Raw genomic sequence first — 18,893 nt, 5'->3', positions numbered from 1 at the left:
CAGAATTGACGGACCGAAGCAGAGACACCTATGGGTGAAACTGGTTCGCCTTTTTTCGTAGTGGACGAGGCGACGAGTCCCAGCGTAAGGAATTCGTCGCCCATCCACTACGATTTCACCGCAAGCGCAGCTGAACGAGAAGCTCGTTCAAGTCGTTGCGGGCCGACGGTATCTCGGGAAGTTTCGATGCTTCGTAGGCCGACTCGAGTTCCGCGGTGAGCCGCTCGTATTCTTGGGTGTGGAACTCCAAATCGGCCGCTTGAAGCGTGCCTTTCTCTGGTCCGAAACGTTTGCGGTCCACGAGCTCGTCAATGTACGAAAGCTTCGCCGACTCGTTCAGTGTGATCAGGTTGGCTTCGACCTCGCCGGTGCGCATCAAGTGGATTCCCGTCAGCAGCACGCGATAGACGTACAGCAGCGGCTTGACGCGCGGCGGTGACTCCTTTGCGAAGAGCTTCCACTGCGTCGCGGCAAATCCCAGATAGTGATGTGCGTGGTGACGCGTGATGCAGTTCTTGGCGATCACCTTGAGCTCTTCGTGCTCGGGTGTGCTGTACACCACCAGCGGCGAGAAGATTTGCTCAAGCACATACCCGTTTCGCTTCAGCATCAACCGAAAGAACTTATCCGCATCGTGGGTGACTAGGTCGATTTCCAAGCCGTCGTAGATGCCCTCCTTTTCCACGGTTTGATCACCCTCGTCGAGTCCGACGACGGTCTCCAGCGGCAGCATGTGAACGCCGCGAAGATCGAAGTCGGAATCGGGTGAAGGGAACCCGTAGAGGTGCGCACCGCTGATGGTCGCGAACAGCAGTGGGTATGGATGCGACTTGACGTGTTGCATCATCTTCGTATGGTCAATTGTGCTGGCATCGGTCATGGTAATGACTCCTCCATCGCTCGCCGGCGTGCATCGACCAGGAATGCGTTGGCACGCTCATAATCGGGACGGTTCGGAAGCTTCGTTGTTTGGAATGCAGACTCAAAATCGCTCTGCAGGTCCTTCCGCCACGCGTCTGCTTCGGCGAACGGCATCTCACCTCGTTTGATCTTCAGCAATCGGTCACGATGCTGGCCGACGTTCACCATCATTTCACCTGAACGCAAAACGTGGGCTCCCGACAGCAGCAACCGCACCAAGTGCATCACATGCTTCCACTTCACACGCCCTTGATTGCGGATGTCGGTTTGCATCTTCTTGAACTGTGATGCGACGTATCCGGAGAACGTCTGGAAAATGAGCTTCGAGAGGAAGGCAGATCGCATCTCGAGCAGTTCTTCACCCAGCGGTGTCGCCGACTCAACGATTGGGGAATAGAGGCACTCGAGCACATTCGGGTTCGCCTTCAGCGCCAACACGATGAACTTCTGCAGTTCCCAGTAAACCTCTTGAGTCTCATCGTTCTCCAATTGCTCCGGAACCCCGAAGAGCGACCAGTGCAGTTCGGCCGCCGGCAGGTAGATCCCGCGGCGATCGGTATCCGACGCTTCGTCTTCCAGTCCGTAAGCCCGCGATCCGATCACGCAGCGATAGATGACTCGATCGTACAATCCTGCACTCATCAGCGGCGCATCGTTATCTCGGATGCTGTCGGACTTGAACTCTGCCAACCGAACGAGTTGGTCGTGATGGATCGGGGCCTCGAAGCCGTCACTGAACTTCACGCGATACGCGTGGGTGCGGTCCACTGGCGACCGGACGATCGCACCGACAGCACCCGCTGGGTGCGCAATGCGATCGTTGGCCGCCATGACGTCCTTCTGAGCGACCACTTGCGTGCCGACACTGTAGATAAGCGATTGTTCCGCCACCATTTCTCCTCATTGATATTGATCTCAAAAGATTCTTGACCACCCATTCGCCCCTGATGTTCACTCGCGTCTCCACTGGTTGCATTTCACTTCTAATCCAAATTCTAGCGTGTTAGTGTTTTTGAAACGCGAACCAAAACACCGAGGATCGTGTCCTGTCATGATTTAACGGAGAATCCCGCAGGAAGGAATTCAACATGACACTGAAACAACTCGCACAAGAAACACTCGACCTGATCGAGGCGGGCGAATATCAAGCAGACGGTCGGACCGTGAAGTTTGCCGAGCAGCAAGGGTCGGCCGTCCGTGGCACACGCCTCTACCGACCCGATGAAATCGCTGCGCTATCCGCGTCGCCAGCCGATGAAGACCAAACGATTCGCGTGGTGGACGGGACGACTCAAATTGTAGCCCAGACCTTGGCCGAACAAGGAGAAGCTGCGCTGTTGAACTTCGCATCGGCCCGAAATCCCGGCGGCGGATTTCTGAATGGTGCGAAGGCACAGGATGAGGACCTGTGTCGCTGCAGCGGTTTGTATCCGTGTTTGATCCAGTGCATGGACTACTACGAGACCAATCGCGCTCAATCGTCGCTACTCTACACCGACCACGTGATCTTCAGTCCGTCGGTTCCGTTCTTCAAGACACGCGGCACCGGCGAGTTGCTTGCCGAGCCGTTCTTTGCTTCAGTTGTCACGGCCCCGGCGCCGAACAGTGGCCCGTTCTTGAGAAACAAACCAACCGCGACCCGAGAACTCGAACAAACGTTTGAGCAACGATGGAGAAACGTGCTTCGGATCGCTCGAGACCGGGGTGCGAAGCGGTTGCTGCTGGGTGCCTGGGGATGCGGCGCTTTCGGAGGTGATCCTGTGATGGCTTCACGGACGGCGAAATCGGCGATCGAAAAGGACGGAGGCGGAATCGACGAAATCGTATTCGCGATTCCTGGCAAAGGCCGTCAGAGCAAAGCCAATCTGGATGCGTTCCGCGATACCTTCAGCGCCTAGTGATCACACGACAAGGAAGAACAGATGGCCAAAAAACTAGATCAGATTTTGGTGGTCGACGTCGAATCGACCTGTTGGGATGGCCCAGATGTACCAGCCACGCGTCACCGACCCCGACGAGTCGCCTCGGTGTCTTTGGCGTATGTTAAAATGCTCGCGATCTATTTTGAACTGGCCTGACAGTGCGTCATGAAAGCCTATCTCGACGACGAGAGGGAAACCGTTGCCGCCGAGAGTGAAGCGGAACCATGTTCAGCAAGTCGGAATCGCTGACATACTTCGCCAGGAATTGCCTTGCCAATGACTCTCTGAATATGTCGGCCGCCTCCTCCAACCCGACGTGGGCTGCATTGAAAGCGTCAACGCCTGATGTATCCAGGTCAAACCTGTCACGGCGGGTTCCGAACGCATGCCATTGGAGTTCCCAATCCCAAACCCAATGCAGATTCGTTCCGTCGTACTTTTCAAAAGCAACACATCGCCGAAACGGAGCCTTCGAGCTTCCAGGGATTTTGGGGTAAGCAAGTGAGATTCTGGTCATGACCGATGACTCGCGTCGCCTCTGGATGCTGCACGTCTGAGAGTGGAACTGAAAAAGTGGAGGGCGAAATCCTGATTCAGGTTCGCCCGCCACTCCGTTCATCGCTATCCTGACCACCATCATCCGGAAATCGCGTTCCTGAGTTTCACACTTCACTCTTCGAACTTTATGCTTCCATTCAGGTACAGTCGGGCGTTGCCGTTCGCTAGTTGGACGACCTCGACAGCGATGTCAATCGTCATTCTCCATAGCAGGCAGAAAACAGCGTCGGCGCGCGCGTGAGTAGTCCCGGATGGCCCCGAAGAGTCCGTTGAAATCCTCGCGCCGCCACCAATCCACACGGGGCCGCGACGTTCGCCCGACCATCTCTTCCACGTCTCGCCCGGTTGCTCCGCTCCGGACAACCTGCCGCCGGGTCACCCCGGCGAGTATTACCCCGAAATGCCACCCGATCCGGTCATTTATCCAGTCGAAGGCGACGCCGGATCCGTTGGCGATGAAAGCCACTCTCAAACTGGATTCACTCTTGCCAAAGCTGCGGATGGTCGAGCGAATTACAGCATCGAATGGTTCCTGCGTAGCGTTCGATCGCTCCATGATTGAGCCCTTTGACCATCCATGCGTCGGCGTTCTTGGGCAGGATCGGAAACGGAGCTTGGAAGCCGCGGACTCCGGCCGGAGCAAAGCCGAATCGCGAATAGTAGTCGGGGTAGCCGAGCACGAAGACGAGTTCGACACCGTCTACTTGAATTCGGTCGAATGCTTTCTTCACCAACTCGGTGCCGATGCCTCTGCCTTGATGTTCCTGAGCGACGCCTAACGGAGCAAGGATCTGTGCGGTGGCGGTTTCGTCGGATTCGATGCGTACCGCGGTGAACAAAGCGTGGCCGACGACTTGGTCACCCAGCTCGGCAACAAACGAATAGGCCGGCTCGGCAGACAGGTCATCGAGCATCGCCGCGACGAGGTTCGCAATCACTTCGCCTTCTTGGGCGCCAAATGCATCGCGATGTAACGCAAGAATTTGTTGTTGATCTTCGTCGCAAGCGAGTCGAAATTGAATTGCGTGGGAATTCATGCCTCATGTCCATCATTGAGCGAGTCGGCCATACTGAGCTTTGTATCGATACTGATTTTAGGCAAACGGCAAATACGACATGGGTGCACTCCGCGATCTGAAATTTGAAACTCTGGGGAAGGCGGTTGACGATGCTCGGCAATTGTTAGCGACTGGCTATGTCCGTCAAGGGAACTGGTCGCTAGGACAAATCTGCCGGCACTTGGTTTTGGTGCAAGATCCCAGCGTTGATGGCTATCCGGTTTGGATGTCTTGGTTTGCGCCATTGCGGCCATTGATGCGACGAATACTGCTGCCGAAGGTGCTAAGCGGCGATTCACCTCGCGGAATCCGGACTGCTCCGATGTTCATGCCGCCGGACAATTTGGACGATGGTTCAGAAGTGGACGCATTTGCTGCCAGTGTCGAGCGATTGGCAAATCATTCCGGCAACTTTGCTCCGCATCCTGCTTTCGGCCGATTGCCACGCGACAGAATCTTGGAGATCCACGCGGCACACGCAGCCCACCATCTCAGGCACCTCCGCTGCCGTGACGAGACTTCGTGAAATGCAATCCGAATAAAACTTACGAGCTTCGAGTACAAAAGCCCAACCGAATTCGTTTGACTTCTGTGCGATTCATGGCAAAGTTTTCTCTAGGCCAGTGAAATAATCTCGCGGCTTGGCGCATCTAGTTTTGCACTGGTCCACAAGAAACGAGATTTTTCGCGAACCATCCGTAGGCAACAGCGTCTATTACCCCAGAACCGGCCGACGCTGGTCCACACAAGTCACACCCTGACAAGCGAGCAAGAGTTTTTCAGTTCGATGTTTACCAAACAGCAATCAAGTCGACTCGAACGGATACACGAAGGAATTGCCTTCGGCGGTAGCGATTGGTCCAGCGACAATGAGCGCAGTGCCAATACGTTCCAGCCCGGTAATTCCCCGTATCGATTGCTCACGTGACACTCGCTTCAAGCGAATTGCTTTCTTCATGAAGGCTCGGTGTCACGCAGGCATCGAGCCTTTTTCATTAGGTGATAGCGATTTAGACCGTAGGTGTTTAGGAAGTCAGTCGACTTCGTCGCGTGTATGGACCTAATCCCTAATTGCCTAAAGCCTAACCCACTATTGCGGGCTGGTAGCTGAGACGGTCTAGCGGCGGTCTGAAGAACCGCAGACGAGGATTCGAGCGCCTCCCGGCCCACTGACAAGGAAGATATGCGCCGACGGAATCGGCAACACACATCGGATACAGGTGCAGATGGAAGCACGCCTGCTTTGGGAGCAGGAGACAGTGTTTCCTCTGTGGATCGCTCCGCGACGGGCGGTTCGACTCCGAGGTGTCCGACTTGGATGGGAACCAAATGGTAGTCGAGGGCTGGTTGCCCAAACACGGCTGATAACCGAGTTGCGCTGAGTTCAATTCCCAGGGCTACCACTTTGGAAGTTTGAAGTTCGAAGAGTGAAGTTTGAAAGGAGAGAAACGATGCAAAGCATCCGCCAAACGAACCTAAAGCCTAAACGCCTAATACCTAAATACCTATCTCGGGGTTGTGGTGTAACTGGCAGCATGACGGACTTCGGGCACCGACGCACGATGCGTTGGTCGTCGTGTAGGCGAGAGTTCGAATCTCTCCGGCCCCACTTGCTACGCATCGGCGTGTAGCTCAGGGGTGAGAGCGGCGTCCTTATCAGGCGACAGAGCGCGGGTTCAATTCCCGCCACGCCGACTAAGAAAGACTTGAGTCCTGAGGGATGAGTCCTGAGCACGAAAACTCAAGACTCGCTACTCAAGACTCGCGACTGATCTTGGGATTGTGGCAGACAAGGTAATGCGTCGGTCTCTTAAACCGAATCATGTGAGTTCGATTCTCACCGGTCCCACTGAAAACTAGCACTGATGGTCTAACGGCAAGACGCCTCCGTCGTAACGAGGCAATGCGGGTTCGATTCCGGCTCGGTGCTCTTGGATGCCTTGGCATCCGTGATCTTTGACAATTTGGTTGTGATGCATTTTTGCGCCCATGGTGTAGTGGTAACCCATCTGCTTGCCATGCAGAAGACGCGAGTTCAATTCTCGCTGGGCGCTCTTGTAGGTCATGCGGTGCATGACGGAAGTTGATCGTCATGCACAGCATGACCTACAGGTTGTTATCAGGGTGTGGGAAAGCTTGGCAATCCGCGTGCTTCGGGTGCACGAGACCGCTGGTTCAAATCCAGCCATCCTGACTGAAGAGTCCTGAGACCTGAGACTTGAGCCGTGAGAAAACAACGTTTCTGTTTTTGCCCTCATAACTCGAGACTCAATACTCAAGACTGACATTCCGGTGTGGCCCAATCGGTAGGGCGGCTCCCTGTTAAGGAGACGATTGATGGTTCGAGCCCATCCACCGGAGCTTGCAGTATTGCAATTCTCTCCGGCGCGTAGACGCGACGTGGGCCTTTGAAGCCCGCTGATCGGGTGCGATTCCCGGACGGAGTGCTGAAGTTCGTTTTACACCGAGGCGGCAACTGTTGGTCGTTGCACCTGGCTCTGAACCAGGCAAACACAGGTTCGATTCCTGTCCTCGGCGCTGTGGCCAGATCTGGTGTGAGTTTCCAGAGACTCACTGTGAATGAGTTTGTCACCGGTTCAATTCCGGTTGGTCACCCTCGTTAAGCCGCATTCGACTACTGGCTAGGTCGGTTGCTTCTCAGGCAGCAGGAAGGAGATCGAAACTCCTATGCGGTACTCGCTTCAAATGAAGCATTCAAACGGCGTGGTAGATTCTGTTGGCAGAATTGTCTGGCTTTCATCCAGGAGTCCGCGGGTTCGATTCCCGCTCACGTCGCTGCGTTCCAACGCAAAATACGGAAGTCACCCGGCCGGATGAGGACACTGTCTTGAAAACAGCTGCGGTTAAGACCGTTGTGGGTTCGAGTCCCACGGCTTCCGCTTCAACGTCAGTCGCAGATGACAACTTGGGAGCGTTTCCACACGGGAGGTTGTAACCCTTCTGCCTTTAATTGTGTGGTAGTCGGCGAGAGGTGCGATTCCTTGCGTTCCCACTTCATTCACGTCCTTGGTGTAACGGTAGCACTGCTGATTCCAAACCAGTAAGTCAGGGTTCAAATCCTTGGGGACGTGCTTGGAAGTTTGAAGGGTGAAGTTCGAAGTTTGAAAGCTGGTCAGCGGTTCTTCTTGCAGATTGATGTCAAGATTGCAACCAGTTCATTGGCTTCTGCAGTGAGCGGCTCGAGACGGGATGGAAGAATGACTTCGGTCTTGGCCAGCAAACGCAACCAATAGTGTGTTTCGCGAGCCTCTTTGGCTGCAATTGAATACTTGTGAACGAAGTCACGCTTACTTTCACTTGCCTGAGCTTCCTCCACATTTGCGCCGATCGATGTCCCAGACCGCAGAAGCTGCTTTACCAGTGTCGCGGCAACAGTGTTCTCGCCTTCCAACGCGAGGCAGAGACGCACAATTCGCTCGGCAAACGCAAACGTCCGGTCAGGTAAGTCGCTTTTCATGGCAGCAATCTACCGCATTTCATTTCAAACTTCCCCCTTCGAACTTCAAACTTCCAAAGTCCTGTGGTCCAACGGCTACGACACCTGTCTTACAAACAGGAAACGATGGTTCGATTCCATCCGGGACTACTGACATGAAGATGCCCAGGTACGCCAACCGGACGAGCGACTCGGCTTAAACCCGAGTGTTTGCAGGTTCGATCCCTGCTCTGGGTACTGAAAAAATTCAGAAGAGGCGAACCAAGCATTGAGTTAATGTCTCTTTAGTCGCAAAACATATGGGGCGCTCGTCCAACGGGAAGACGTCTGTGTTGCAAGCAGAAAATCAGGGTTCGATTCCCTGGTGCTCCACTTATCAAAACGGCTCGGTAGGCAATTGGCAGACCACTTTGGCTTAGAACCAGAGATGCTGTGGGTTCGAGTCCCACCTGAGCTATTCGGAAGTTTGAAGGGTGAAGTTCGAAGTTTGAAATTTCACACTTCACCCTTCTCACTTCAAACTTCCAAGGTCCTCGTGGAGCAGCGGAGTGCTCGCTTGCCTGTCACGCAAGAGGTCGTCGGTTCAAATCCGATCGGGGACGCTTTCAAACGGCGCGGTACGCAAACCGGAAAAGCGGCGGAGCTCAAACCTCCGTGACATGTCTGTGGGTTCGATTCCCTCCCGCGCTACTGAACTAGGGGATTAGTAATTAGGTGTTTAGTAATTAGGTGTTTAGGAATTAGGTTTTCGGCGCGAGCGAATAAGGGCGGCGAGAACCTTGGATGTCTCGACAAGCCGTTCGGGTAGATCGCTTTGCGCCGGTGCGAATCCAAGTCGGGTAGCAAGCGATGTTTGGTACTCGAGTTCGCGAAGTGAGCCGTACGCCATGTCGAGGAACCGAACGAAGTCTGCATCGGAACCTCGTCCGCAACCCTCGACAATGTTGGATGGCACAGAGACAGCAGCCCGACGCATTTGGGACGTCAGGCCAAATTGTTCTTCACGCGGGAATCCGCTGGTGAACTTGTACGTCAGCAACGCCACCTCGTCGGCCAACTCGAACGCCCGCAGTTTCGTGTGATCACGCATTGTTTTCCTCCTTCTTAACCTAAGTCCTAACGACCTAAATCCTAACAACCTATTTCCGCGGATGGGCCAGTGCTCATCCGGGCCTCATAAGCCTGGACTGTCGGGTGCGACCCCCGAACCCGCTACTTGACTAAGTTCCAGGCATGAAGTTCCACGTTCCACGCTTAACACGAGCATCTTGGAACATGGAACTTCGAACATGGAACTAATCCCACCGATCGCGTGGCCCAGCGGCTAAGACGCCTGCGTGACAAGCAGGAGACCGATGGTTCGATTCCATCCGTGATCACTGAAGCAAGGTCTGTAAGTGTTGCGGCAGCACGCGTCTGTGGTATGGACGAAGACCGGGTTCAATTCCCGGACGGACCTCTCGATAGTCCATAGTGAATAGTCTGTAGTCCATAGTGGCTGGCCAAAGACTAAGGACTATCGGCTAAAGACTACTTCGGAAGGTAGCCGGATACGGTTTGCCGGGCCGCACTGCTAATGCGTGCCACCAAGAGGTGATGAGGGTTCAAATCCCTTGCCTTCCGCTTTAGCAAAACGGCTCGATGGTGAAACGGAAATCATCTCTGTCTTCTAAACAGAAGTTCCGGGTTCGATTCCTGGTCGGGCTACTTCCGAAAAATGCGGTCACGTTGGCTGCCGGCATCATTCCGCTTGTTTGACACTTTTGAAAGGCATTGTCATGAGCATGCATCAGATTGAGCGTCAATTCACCCGGATTGGTGCTCGAGCAAAGGTCCACCCTCCCATCGTTCGACGTTGGGGAACCACTCCCGAAGTTTCGATCGACATCGGCAACGACGCCGAGGGCGAGTTCTTCGACATTGCCGTTCAGCCAGCCCAACTGGCCGAAACGCAGGTGATCGATACTCAGCCTTCACTACGCCACTTGCTGTTGATGTCGCGTCAAGACGACGGAAAGCACAAGTTCCTCTGCGGACACGACGAGCGTCATTGGTTCGTTGCGGCCGTTCCGGAGCGAGCTTCGGTTTCATCGGTGAAGACAGCATTCGACGCGCTCAAGCCGACCGCGGTCCGAGCACTCGAAAACCGTCTCGGCGTGAAGCCGCGGAAGCGTAATCGCCGACGCAACGAGGCGTTCATCCGTCAGGGTGAATGGTTCTTCGTTCCCGTTGAGAACAAAGGACTCGTCGACGATCGTCTGGCTCTGCGAAACGAGCCGATCGCCCGTGGCGGTGGAAAGCCCCACATGTGCGAAGAGGTCGTTCGCCAGGGAGGACAACTGGTTTACGTCAGCAACCAATACCCAAACGGTTTGACCGAGGGACAGCATCGGCGATTGATTAGCCGAAAGCCGGAACTTCGTCATCTGCACTGGGTAGCACAACGACGAAACCCAAGCGTGTTCGTTCGAGGACGAGTGCGTCATCCGGATCACAAGACGATCATCTTGGACGGATGGCACCAAGTCATGATGAACACAGAAAACGAATCGATTGCAATGCGACACGTCGCATTCATCGATTGACCCGCGGCTCTCCACCACGGTGGCGAGCCGTTTCATACGGTGTCCGTGGTGTACTCGGTTTGTGCACACTTGCCTGTGAAGCAAGAGGTAAGGGTTCAAATCCCTTCGGTCACCCTGACGATTCGCCGACGTGGCTCGACTGAGAAAGGCACCGCTCTTGGCAGTGTTGCTTTTTTGGGGCTCGCTAATGCTGGTGCCCAGTCGTCGGCTCTGAACTTTTTCGTCCTTGGAGTGTGCCGGATTCGCACGCGACTTTGCGGAGGTCGTAGACCAGGTTCGATTCCTGGCGAGGACGCTTTTGAAAACCCAAATGATGGAGTAAACCGATGAGAGACGACCAGAACGAAACTTCGGCTGCAGCAACCGGCGCTGGTGCCGTCTTGGCCGGCGTACTGTCACTGTTTGCTCGATCGGCGGACGACGTCGCCCGAATGGGAGTCCATTGTGTGGACGACGTTGGACGAGCATGCGTGACAAGTGTCGATGACGTTGGCTCGATCATGGCCCGCAGCGGAGATGATGTGTTTCGGCAGGTAGACGATTTTTACGCAGTCAACTACCTGGACGACCTGCGAGTGCAAACCACTCCGGTGCGCATCGAAGCTGCAGCAAACGACGAGACAATTCTCGTCGACCTTGGACGCGGCGCGGCAGACATCGCCGTCGACGTGATCCAACTAGCAAACGATGACGAACGGTAGCACGACTACTGTTTGATCGCGGAAAGGTGAAGTTCGAACGACGAAGAATCAACTTCGAACTTCACCGTTCCGAATAATTATGGCCCGTGGGTGTGCTGGACAGCATGACAGTCTTCGAAACTGTCGGACCAGGTTCGATTCCTGGACGGGTTACTTGCCTCGGCGGTGTTAGGAGCGAGCAAGCAAATGGATCCTGCGTTCACCATTCGAAATGACCGCTCAGATTTTCCACATCTGATGAGCTCGTACTTCACATCAGCTCCGCTCCGAGGCTCCATTCAATTTCAAGTTTAGAATCATCAATCACACGAACCGAGAGGAGGTGCATTATGATGATTAACGGTGCTCAGCGAGAGTTCATCATTAAGGACACCCACCGCGGTTTGTACTACGAAGACGGTAAGCTGGCGAAGATCCTGGAAGCAGGTCGTTACAAGATTCCGCCGCGAAAGCGTTGGTTCAAGAAGCTGCCGACCGTCGAGTGCATGCTGGTCGACGTTCGTGAGCGAGAGCTGACGATTAAGGGCCAGGAAATCTTGACGGCCGACAAGGTCGCGATCCGAGTAAGCATTCTCGTGCAGTTCCGTGTGACGGACCCGAAGGCGGCGATCCACACGGTCGACAACTTCGAGGATCGACTTTACAGTGACGTGCAGCTGGCCGCGCGACGTTCACTGGCGTCGATGAACCTGGAGGAAATTCTCACCAACCGAAACCGGCTGAGTGAGGATATCCTGTCCGACGTCACGGAATCAGCAAACGGTTACGGTGTTACGATTCGACGAGCCGACGTGAAGGACTTGATCTTCCCAGGTAACCTGCAGGAGATCATGAATCGCGTTCTGGCAGCCGAGCGACACAGCGAGGCTCAACTGGTCGAGGCGCGAACGCGAGCGGAAGTCGAGCAGATCGAGGCGGAGTCTCGAGCTGAAATCACACGACGTGATGCCCAGGCAGACGCCGAAGCACGACGACTGCGTGAGCAGGCCGAAGCAGAAGCGACGCTGGGCAAGGCGGAAGCCGAAACGCGAGCGTACGCGGAACGCGTCAAGGCAGCCGAGGCACTGGAAAGCGTAAGCGTTCTATCTGCCCAGGTGTCGCTTCGTGGCTCGGGCGGCCGGCGACTGCTTTTCACCAATCCGAAGATCCATCGGGCCATTGTGGCGAATTGACCGCGGTGGCGGTGTCGGCGTATCAACATTTCGGGATTCGTGACCAACGCAAAAACGCCGGAGACCTTGATCGCCACTGCAGTCCAAAATCACGCTTTGTGTTTGTGGCCTAACCGATGCTACCGCGGCAGCTTCAAACGTCTCCAGCACGCAGGTCATCGGCGCTGCCGCGGATACTGCGTTTTGATCTCGTTGGGATGTCTCTGAGTTCTGTTTCCGCTCGACTCCCAAGCAATCGCGCGAAGTGCGGTCAACGGATTCGATCTTTTGCTGAAAGAAAAAGAGCCGCTTGATCACACCTCGCAAGTCATGTCGGCCAGGCGTTCTTCGATCTGCCATGTGCCACGGGAGATCAAGACGCTGCCGCTTTGCCATCGCTGATCAACTACGGCCAGTCGATTCACGAAGCTGGCGATAGCTTTGCACGCCGACGCATCTTCCACTTGGGCGGTTCAAATGGCAGGGAGCCGATCTGATGTCACCATAGAATGTCGAGATCGCCATCCCCGGTGCGTTGGGCGTACTCCAGGTGGTCGCACAGGTCAGCGACCGCTTCAACATCGGAACCCGCTTTGCCCTTGACGCACGAGTGGCTCAGGTCGCCGATCAGCAGGTGCAGTTCCACCCGAGTCATCCCAACTCGGCGAAGCAGTTGATCCTTCGGCCAACGACGAAGCGACGCCTCCAAACGGCCTGACACGTAGCCGTACTTCAGGATCAAGTCGCGATGTTCACGCGTCAATTGGATTCGCTCGGTCAAGTCCGACATCACGCCACCTTGGCTTCGCGCCGACGCACGCGGCGTTGCTGAGTTGTCAATCGTCGCGACGCCTGCTCGGCATCACGATACACTCGAATGCTCTCGGGATGGCGGCCTCGCCAAACATCCGGAAGCAACGCTTCGTAGTCCGTCGAGCCACCGGCAAGCTTGCGAAGGCAATCGTCCACGTAAGCCCAAGCATCGAGATGATGCCGCGCCGCCGATGATACCAAGCTGTACATCGCAGCGGCTACTTCGCCACCGCGATTGGAGCCGACGAACAACCAGTTCTGACGACCGATCGTCAGGCTCCGAAGCTCGTTCTCTGTTTGGTTGTTGTCAAACGGAATCGCTCCATCGCCTAGAAACACCGTTAACTCGTCCCACTGATTCAGCGAGTACCTGACGGCCTTGCCAAGCGAACTCTTGGGCAACACTCGCGGATCGCTGCTCTTCTCGATCAACCAGTCATGGAGTTGGTTCATCAACGGGGCCGATTCAAGCTGGCGAAGCTCAAGACGCTCGTCGGCACTACACTGCTTTGCGCGATCCTCGACGTCATAAAGTCCTCGGTACATCGCAAGCGCACGCGCAGCGGCCACCGGATCGTTCGGCTTTGCTTCGACGAACTTCCTCCGAGCGTGACAGTTACAACACGCGGCAAAGATCTGATCGTGTTTCCCCAGGTAGACTCCCTCGTGAACTCCATAGGCGTCGACCACCGCGTGGCCGTGAAAATCCTTCAAGAATCCCGCCGGACCGTCGCGCCCACGACTCTCGGTAAAGTCGAACACGTTGTACGGATGGTCTTCGCGGCCACGATACAGCCAGAAGCGAGCCGTTCGCATCTTGCCGGGCAAGGCAGGATCTTGCAGCCGCACCGACGTGTCATCGACGCCCAGTACGCGGCCCGAAACGATTCGCGATTTCATCAAGGCGATCAGCGGTGCGACGAGTGCCGCGATGTTCACAAGCATCCCAAACTGCGTGTTTCTCGGGATCATCACGCCTGCGCGGGCGAAGATATCTTCACCTCGATACAGTGGCAAATGGTCGGCAAACTTGTTGGTGATGATTTGCGTGTAAACGCCAAAGCCATAATCACTGCCGGCAACCGGCGTGGTCGGTCCACCGGGCTCGCTGCCGGCGGGAACCTGCGCGATCGACTCTCTGCACTTGCCACAGGCACGCTTATGACGACGGATTTCCCAAACGAAGAGTTCCGCCGGAATCAGATCGAGCCGCTCGCTGATGTCCGTGCCAATGATGGGCATCTCTTCGCCACAGCAAGAACACATTCGCTCTTTGGACGAGACGTCCGCCTCGATGATCTTGCGTCTCAAGTGAGCCGGTAGTTTTTCGGACTTCTTCTTACGGCGTCGCTTCTTGCGAGACTTCGGCGGATCCTGCTCGTCATCATCGCCTTCATTGACCGACTCGCCGAGATCGAACAGATGCAACTGCGAATCGTCTTCGGCATGCCGCTCGGAGGATTGACCAAACAGTTTGCGACGGTACAGGTTCAGTTCTTCGCGAAGTTGTGCGATCGTCTTCTGTTGTGACTGAACCGTTTCGACCAACTCATCATTGAACCGCCGGAGGCTCTGCAAGTCGTCTTGATTCTCCGGCTCAGTCATACGGTTGTTTTAGCGCGATCAACAAAAAACGCAAGGCAGATGACCACCTTGCGTTTGCAATTTCTTGGAGTTCTTTTCGCTTGCCGCTACGCCACTTTGGCTGTGTCAATCGAGTAGCGTTTCCTTCGCTGCGTTCCTTCGATCTGCACACCGCGAAGCATCATGATTAGTTCCGCCGAATCGATCTCCAAGTCACCGTCGGAACTTCGCGTCAGCTTCTCAAAGGTTCCACGCTCGAGTCGCTTCGACCAGATAGAAAGACCGTCTTTGTCCCAGGCCAAGACCTTGACGTAGTCACGCCTGCGATTGAAGAAAACAAACAAGTGACCAGAGAACAGGTCGATCTGGAAGTGTGCTTTGACGAGGCCCGACAAACCGCAGAATCCTTTTCGCATGTCGGTCGCGTCGGTGCAGACGAAAATGCGTGTCGTTGGTGAGATTGCGATCACAGCGTTACCTCGACCGCAGTCGCTTGGACGATATCGGCGATCAGCTCGCGTCTCTCGACGGTGGTCGCATCCGGCGGCACTTTGACGGTCGCCCCACCGGGCAAGTCGATTTCGAAGCCTCGCCGGGCTGCGCATGAAAGCTCGCTGGCATCGAACTGTACGGGGATGAATGCCGGGTCACCGGGAGACTTTTCGTCGCGGAGCTTTCGCCGCCACTGATAGAAGGAGGCCGCCGAGTATCCTTCGACTTCGCAGAATTTTGCGACAGTCAATTCAGAGTGCTCAAATCGATCGAGTCGCTCTCGCCATTGCCGGGCGAGCTGTGGGTCGGGCAATCGTGCCATGGGTTTCTCCAAAAGTGGAAAGAAACCCACCACGCTACCGCTCCCGTCAACATGGGAAGATAGAACGCTTACACTGGCCGAACTCGAAACGCTGCGTGAACTCGCGCAGAACGGTAATGCGCGACTGTATCTCGGTCTCGACCGAGTCAGTCTCAATGGAACTGATTCAGGAAAGCACGATTCGTGACGGAGGCGAATCGGCATTCCGATTCAATTCAAGCAGGATCGGCGATTCGATCATCGGTCCTGCGATTTTTCGTCCTTGGAGTGTGCCGGACAGCACGCGACCGTGCGAAGGTCGTAGATCAGGTTCGATTCCTGGCGGGGACGCTTCTTCAGATCAATCTTAGAATACGTCAAATAAGATCAACCAAATCATCCAGGGGTGTGAAACATGTCGGAAAGTGATGTCAACGCAGACGACCATTTGCTTCGCCTATTTCGCGTTATTGTCCAAGAATCGAATTTGCGCAAGGATCAGAATGCGACGGCCCATGCACTTTTGATGCTGTTGGTGAGGGTAGGCAATTCATGGCGATCAATTTACACATTGCAGAATAATACCGACGACTCAGAAGGGTACGGTGTCGACGCAGGAACACTCCTTCGCGCAATGTACGATGCGTACCTTCAGGCAGCACTGATTTGTCATGACCCAAGCGAGTCTGAGGCCCTAGCTCAGGACTATATCGATTTCCAGCACATCGAACGATTCAAATTGAAAGAATCGATCATGCGGCATGAAACCTCGCTTACTCAACATCTGCAATCGTCGCCTAACAGAGACGAGGGAGAAAAGCGGCTAAACAACGAATACGATCGAGTGAAAGCAAGATTTTTGAACGAGCGTAGAAAGAAGGATGGAACGATCAAACACGGACCTGGAACCAGGAACACCTGGTATCGCGGTACGTTGGCAGAAGTTGCCGATCGAGTAGGGAATTCTGACGAATACGATTCAGTGCTTCGTCACTTCCATGGATGCGTACACTCCAGTCCAATGGCGGTGCAATGCGGACCGCTGGTTTCGAGCGACCACTTATTGCACTGGGCCTCGACGATCGTTGGGCGAATTGCAAATTTCTGTGTCAAACACAATCACATAGTTCTTGACAATGTAGATCAACAGATTCTCGACGTGCTGTCAAAGCCATATTTTGGTCCGGATCACTGAACAAAACGCCACTCGGAAATGTGCTGAGCCTACACTTCGTTGGCTGGTCCTTTTGATTTGAATACCCTAATGATGGAGAAAGACACGAACGCTCTGGTGATTGCTTGTCTCGATGTCGGATACACGGACACCGCGGCAAGAGCGGCATGCGTTGTCATCAAGAATTGGCGAGACGCTCGCCCGACCGCAGAACATGTGGCAAAAATCCACGAGGTGAAGGACTACCAGCCGGGCGAGTTCTATCGTCGAGAACTGCCATGCATCCAAGCGGTGCTGGCCAAGCTTGATCAACGACCAACCTGCATTGTCGTTGACGGCTATGTCTGGTTGGATGGAGACCATCGTCCCGGACTGGGGGCTCATCTGTTCGAAGCGTCCGATCGCAAGGTGCCCGTTATCGGAGTTGCCAAGAATCCGTTCAAAGACACGGATCATGCAACTGAACTTCGACGAGGCAAGAGCGACCGACCGCTGTACATCACGGCCGCAGGAGTCCCGATTGCCCAAGCAGTCGTCAACATCGGTGCGATGCATGGCCCCCATCGCCAGCCAACGATCCTGAAGCGTGCTGATCAATTGAGCCGCCAAGATCTACCCAACGAATAAACAAAACCCAAACACCAGGTGAGGGAACACCATGACAAACTACGAAGAAATCCTAAACAGCTTAAAATCCGACCCGGCCTACGAAGCGAATCTCGATTGGGGAAAACCGCGATCGGGTCACCCGGAAGGCTCCATTCGCAAGCATATCGCTGATCTCGAATCCAACCTGGAACGACTCAAGCCACGGTTGTCGGACGAAGAGATCTGTAAGCTTCGAGTGCTGATCCACACGCACGATACGTTTAAGCCCGATGCAAAGTCCGGCGTTGCGATCGCAGATCCGCAAAGCCACGCTTCATTGGCAAGGCAATTCCTCGCGAAGTATGTCAGCGATTCCGATTTACTGAACATGGTTCAGTTCCACGACGAGCCGTTCGCGCTCTGGAAGAAGCACCGTTATGGAGGCTATTACACAGATCGCCTTGGGCGACTGCTCGACCTGATCGACGACTGGGATTTGTTCCTGACATTCCTAATCGTTGACGGATGCACGGCCGGCAAGTCGACCGAACCGCTGGATTGGTTCTTCGCCGAAATCGGCGATCGGGTTGAATCGCGAGTCACGAGGGAGTGGATAGTCCATAGTCTTTAGTCTGTAGTAGATTTCCGCAGCGAACGGATCAATCCGTACAGCACTTTCGACGTTTCAACGATCTGCCGATTCAATGAATCCGCTAGATCTGTGGGAAGATATTCCAGGCGGGCGGCTACGGTTAGCTGGTATTCCACTTCACGCGCCGAGGAAAACGCCATATCGAGGAATCGAACAAAGTCGGGCTGCGATTCGCGAGCGCAGCCCTCGACAATATTCGATGCGATTGAAACCACGGCACGTCGAAGTTGCGACGTCAGCCCAAACATTTCATCTCGCGGAAACGACTTGGTCGCCCGATACAAATCAATGACCAGCGCATCAGCAAGTTGAAACGCACGCAGGTTCCGATGATCTCTCACTTCTTCGCTCCTTTTCCGCGAACCAAAAACTAAAGACTAGAGACTATTACCTACAGACTACTAAAACGCTGGAGCCAGATGGCCAGGCAACCGGCTGCAACCCGGTCAAAGTGGGTTCGACTCCCACCAGCGTTTCTGACGAATCGACTGCAGGCTCGGATTACATCTTGAAAATGTGTCCCATCTGAGCTGTTACCTCGTCGATCCGTCGCAAACCAATACAAAGCTCGACTGCCTGTTGGGATTACATCGTAACTATGACGGTCCTAAGGTAGCGATCCTTCGGGCGACCGAAGGTAGTGAACACGGTTTCCATCTCTCGTAAATGCAATCGTGTGTGCCCACTGCCGACCGTGAAAACGGTTGGTAAGAGCGGCGTTTGCTTCTAATCGCGAAAGTGATGGAAGCGAACAGCGATCTCGACGACCACTTCGTCGAGCTTTTACAAAACACGGCGACTGCCGATTTGGAGTACATGCGAGTTCGATTCCCGTCGCGCCGACTTTTTCAAAACACCGGCGCGGGCTCACTTGGGAGCCAACCTCTGAACACAACTTCGTCGCCAACAAAATACAACTGACTGCCGATTTGGAGT

The 18,893-nt window shown here is 54.8% G+C and carries 18 protein-coding genes and 23 tRNA genes; 31 read left to right on the top strand and 10 right to left on the bottom strand.

What is annotated here, in order from left to right:
* Window positions 1–115 precede the first annotated feature (115 nt).
* Window positions 116–880 (bottom strand): nucleotidyltransferase domain-containing protein, encoded by a 765-nt coding sequence (locus Enr13x_RS02230; RefSeq protein WP_145384487.1) that lies wholly within the window; start codon window positions 878–880, stop codon window positions 116–118.
* Window positions 877–1,815, bottom strand: a complete 939-nt coding sequence (locus Enr13x_RS02225; RefSeq protein WP_145384486.1) for a nucleotidyltransferase domain-containing protein — start codon at window positions 1,813–1,815, stop codon at window positions 877–879. Before Enr13x_RS02225 ends, Enr13x_RS02230 begins: the two co-directional genes overlap by 4 nt.
* A gap of 194 nt (window positions 1,816–2,009) precedes the next feature.
* Between Enr13x_RS02225 and Enr13x_RS02220 the strand changes: the two genes are divergently transcribed.
* Window positions 2,010–2,819, top strand: coding sequence for a TIGR02452 family protein (locus tag Enr13x_RS02220; protein WP_145384485.1), 810 nt, complete (start codon window positions 2,010–2,012; stop codon window positions 2,817–2,819).
* Window positions 2,820–3,880: 1,061 nt separating this feature from the next.
* Here Enr13x_RS02220 and Enr13x_RS02210 read toward each other — a convergent pair.
* Complete coding sequence (locus Enr13x_RS02210; RefSeq protein ID WP_145384484.1) at window positions 3,881–4,438, bottom strand: GNAT family N-acetyltransferase; 558 nt, start codon at window positions 4,436–4,438, stop codon at window positions 3,881–3,883.
* Window positions 4,439–4,517: 79 nt separating this feature from the next.
* Here Enr13x_RS02210 and Enr13x_RS02205 point away from each other — a divergent pair, with 79 nt between their 5' ends.
* The 12 genes from Enr13x_RS02205 to Enr13x_RS02155 all read left to right on the top strand — a co-directional run bounded on the left by Enr13x_RS02205 (window position 4,518) and on the right by Enr13x_RS02155 (window position 7,551).
* The gene (locus Enr13x_RS02205; protein WP_197455714.1) at window positions 4,518–4,985 is read left to right on the top strand and encodes a DUF1569 domain-containing protein; all 468 of its coding nucleotides are present in this window, start codon (window positions 4,518–4,520) and stop codon (window positions 4,983–4,985) included.
* 571 nt (window positions 4,986–5,556) lie between these two features.
* Window positions 5,557–5,628: transfer RNA gene (locus Enr13x_RS02200), tRNA-Phe, on the top strand.
* A 42-nt stretch (window positions 5,629–5,670) separates the two neighbouring features.
* Window positions 5,671–5,772 (top strand) — tRNA-Pro (locus Enr13x_RS37615).
* Between the two features lie 308 nt (window positions 5,773–6,080).
* Window positions 6,081–6,154 (top strand) — tRNA-Ile (locus tag Enr13x_RS02195).
* 81 nt (window positions 6,155–6,235) lie between these two features.
* Window positions 6,236–6,308 (top strand) — tRNA-Lys (locus Enr13x_RS02190).
* Between the two features lie 10 nt (window positions 6,309–6,318).
* Window positions 6,319–6,389: transfer RNA gene (locus Enr13x_RS02185), tRNA-Thr, on the top strand.
* Window positions 6,390–6,442: 53 nt separating this feature from the next.
* A tRNA-Gly gene (locus Enr13x_RS02180) sits at window positions 6,443–6,513 on the top strand.
* 66 nt (window positions 6,514–6,579) lie between these two features.
* Window positions 6,580–6,653: transfer RNA gene (locus Enr13x_RS02175), tRNA-Pro, on the top strand.
* 94 nt (window positions 6,654–6,747) lie between these two features.
* Window positions 6,748–6,820 (top strand) — tRNA-Asn (locus tag Enr13x_RS02170).
* 360 nt (window positions 6,821–7,180) lie between these two features.
* Window positions 7,181–7,255: transfer RNA gene (locus tag Enr13x_RS02160), tRNA-Glu, on the top strand.
* A 21-nt stretch (window positions 7,256–7,276) separates the two neighbouring features.
* Window positions 7,277–7,359, top strand: a tRNA-Ser gene (locus Enr13x_RS37610).
* 121 nt (window positions 7,360–7,480) lie between these two features.
* Window positions 7,481–7,551 (top strand) — tRNA-Trp (locus Enr13x_RS02155).
* 41 nt (window positions 7,552–7,592) lie between these two features.
* Here the strand turns inward: Enr13x_RS02155 and Enr13x_RS02150 are convergent.
* Window positions 7,593–7,937, bottom strand: a complete 345-nt coding sequence (locus Enr13x_RS02150) for a four helix bundle protein (protein ID WP_145384483.1) — start codon at window positions 7,935–7,937, stop codon at window positions 7,593–7,595.
* A gap of 57 nt (window positions 7,938–7,994) precedes the next feature.
* On the opposite strand from Enr13x_RS02150, the gene Enr13x_RS02145 reads away from it, so the two are divergent.
* The 6 genes from Enr13x_RS02145 to Enr13x_RS02120 all read left to right on the top strand — a co-directional run bounded on the left by Enr13x_RS02145 (window position 7,995) and on the right by Enr13x_RS02120 (window position 8,606).
* Window positions 7,995–8,066: transfer RNA gene (locus Enr13x_RS02145), tRNA-Val, on the top strand.
* Window positions 8,067–8,079: 13 nt separating this feature from the next.
* Window positions 8,080–8,153: transfer RNA gene (locus Enr13x_RS02140), tRNA-Leu, on the top strand.
* Between the two features lie 64 nt (window positions 8,154–8,217).
* Window positions 8,218–8,288, top strand: a tRNA-Ala gene (locus Enr13x_RS02135).
* Between the two features lie 11 nt (window positions 8,289–8,299).
* A tRNA-Leu gene (locus Enr13x_RS02130) sits at window positions 8,300–8,373 on the top strand.
* A gap of 72 nt (window positions 8,374–8,445) precedes the next feature.
* Window positions 8,446–8,518: transfer RNA gene (locus Enr13x_RS02125), tRNA-Asp, on the top strand.
* Between the two features lie 9 nt (window positions 8,519–8,527).
* Window positions 8,528–8,606: transfer RNA gene (locus tag Enr13x_RS02120), tRNA-Leu, on the top strand.
* Between the two features lie 43 nt (window positions 8,607–8,649).
* On the opposite strand, the gene Enr13x_RS02115 is transcribed toward Enr13x_RS02120, so the two are convergent.
* Window positions 8,650–9,006, bottom strand: a complete 357-nt coding sequence (locus Enr13x_RS02115; protein ID WP_145384482.1) for a four helix bundle protein — start codon at window positions 9,004–9,006, stop codon at window positions 8,650–8,652.
* 216 nt (window positions 9,007–9,222) lie between these two features.
* On the opposite strand from Enr13x_RS02115, the gene Enr13x_RS02110 reads away from it, so the two are divergent.
* The 8 genes from Enr13x_RS02110 (at window position 9,223) to Enr13x_RS02085 (ending at window position 12,374) form a co-directional block, all read left to right on the top strand.
* Window positions 9,223–9,295: transfer RNA gene (locus Enr13x_RS02110), tRNA-Val, on the top strand.
* Window positions 9,296–9,453: 158 nt separating this feature from the next.
* Window positions 9,454–9,539: transfer RNA gene (locus tag Enr13x_RS37605), tRNA-Ser, on the top strand.
* A gap of 12 nt (window positions 9,540–9,551) precedes the next feature.
* Window positions 9,552–9,623: transfer RNA gene (locus tag Enr13x_RS02105), tRNA-Arg, on the top strand.
* Between the two features lie 71 nt (window positions 9,624–9,694).
* Complete coding sequence (locus tag Enr13x_RS02100) at window positions 9,695–10,501, top strand: hypothetical protein (protein WP_145384481.1); 807 nt, start codon at window positions 9,695–9,697, stop codon at window positions 10,499–10,501.
* A gap of 38 nt (window positions 10,502–10,539) precedes the next feature.
* Window positions 10,540–10,616 (top strand) — tRNA-His (locus tag Enr13x_RS02095).
* 211 nt (window positions 10,617–10,827) lie between these two features.
* Window positions 10,828–11,202, top strand: a complete 375-nt coding sequence (locus tag Enr13x_RS02090) for a hypothetical protein (RefSeq protein ID WP_145384480.1) — start codon at window positions 10,828–10,830, stop codon at window positions 11,200–11,202.
* An 81-nt stretch (window positions 11,203–11,283) separates the two neighbouring features.
* Window positions 11,284–11,355, top strand: a tRNA-Arg gene (locus Enr13x_RS37600).
* Window positions 11,356–11,531: 176 nt separating this feature from the next.
* The gene (locus Enr13x_RS02085) at window positions 11,532–12,374 is read left to right on the top strand and encodes a slipin family protein (protein WP_197455713.1); all 843 of its coding nucleotides are present in this window, start codon (window positions 11,532–11,534) and stop codon (window positions 12,372–12,374) included.
* A gap of 478 nt (window positions 12,375–12,852) precedes the next feature.
* Here the strand turns inward: Enr13x_RS02085 and Enr13x_RS02080 are convergent, their stop codons facing one another.
* The 4 genes from Enr13x_RS02080 to tnpA form a co-directional block, all read right to left on the bottom strand.
* Window positions 12,853–13,143, bottom strand: coding sequence for a hypothetical protein (locus tag Enr13x_RS02080; protein ID WP_145384479.1), 291 nt, complete (start codon window positions 13,141–13,143; stop codon window positions 12,853–12,855).
* Window positions 13,143–14,771 (bottom strand): IS66 family transposase, encoded by a 1,629-nt coding sequence (tnpC, locus tag Enr13x_RS02075; RefSeq protein WP_145384478.1) that lies wholly within the window; start codon window positions 14,769–14,771, stop codon window positions 13,143–13,145. Before tnpC ends, Enr13x_RS02080 begins: the two co-directional genes overlap by 1 nt.
* 86 nt (window positions 14,772–14,857) lie before the next feature.
* The gene (tnpB, locus tag Enr13x_RS37595) at window positions 14,858–15,220 is read right to left on the bottom strand and encodes an IS66 family insertion sequence element accessory protein TnpB (RefSeq protein ID WP_261344157.1); all 363 of its coding nucleotides are present in this window, start codon (window positions 15,218–15,220) and stop codon (window positions 14,858–14,860) included.
* Complete coding sequence (tnpA, locus tag Enr13x_RS37590) at window positions 15,217–15,564, bottom strand: IS66 family insertion sequence element accessory protein TnpA (RefSeq protein ID WP_197455455.1); 348 nt, start codon at window positions 15,562–15,564, stop codon at window positions 15,217–15,219. Before tnpA ends, tnpB begins: the two co-directional genes overlap by 4 nt.
* A gap of 394 nt (window positions 15,565–15,958) precedes the next feature.
* Between tnpA and Enr13x_RS02065 the strand changes: the two genes are divergently transcribed.
* The 3 genes from Enr13x_RS02065 (at window position 15,959) to Enr13x_RS02055 (ending at window position 17,936) form a co-directional block, all read left to right on the top strand.
* Complete coding sequence (locus tag Enr13x_RS02065) at window positions 15,959–16,738, top strand: DUF5677 domain-containing protein (protein ID WP_145384476.1); 780 nt, start codon at window positions 15,959–15,961, stop codon at window positions 16,736–16,738.
* Between the two features lie 69 nt (window positions 16,739–16,807).
* On the top strand, window positions 16,808–17,344 hold the full coding sequence (locus tag Enr13x_RS02060; RefSeq protein ID WP_231744050.1) for an endonuclease V: 537 nt from the start codon (window positions 16,808–16,810) through the stop codon (window positions 17,342–17,344).
* A 31-nt stretch (window positions 17,345–17,375) separates the two neighbouring features.
* On the top strand, window positions 17,376–17,936 hold the full coding sequence (locus tag Enr13x_RS02055; RefSeq protein WP_145384475.1) for a hypothetical protein: 561 nt from the start codon (window positions 17,376–17,378) through the stop codon (window positions 17,934–17,936).
* Here Enr13x_RS02055 and Enr13x_RS02050 read toward each other — a convergent pair.
* Window positions 17,933–18,298 carry a four helix bundle protein gene (locus Enr13x_RS02050; protein ID WP_145384474.1) on the bottom strand — a complete coding sequence of 122 codons (366 nt, stop codon included), beginning with the start codon at window positions 18,296–18,298 and terminating at the stop codon, window positions 17,933–17,935. The two genes, Enr13x_RS02055 and Enr13x_RS02050, sit on opposite strands and share 4 nt — an antisense overlap.
* A gap of 64 nt (window positions 18,299–18,362) precedes the next feature.
* Here Enr13x_RS02050 and Enr13x_RS37585 point away from each other — a divergent pair.
* Window positions 18,363–18,433: transfer RNA gene (locus Enr13x_RS37585), tRNA-Cys, on the top strand.
* Window positions 18,434–18,893 lie beyond the last annotated feature (460 nt).

The organism is Stieleria neptunia, from assembly GCF_007754155.1.
In the GTDB taxonomy this organism is placed as follows: Bacteria; Planctomycetota; Planctomycetia; order Pirellulales; family Pirellulaceae; genus Stieleria; species Stieleria neptunia.
Note: the sequence above shows the minus strand (reverse complement) of the source record. Positions and strands in the feature narration are given on the sequence as shown.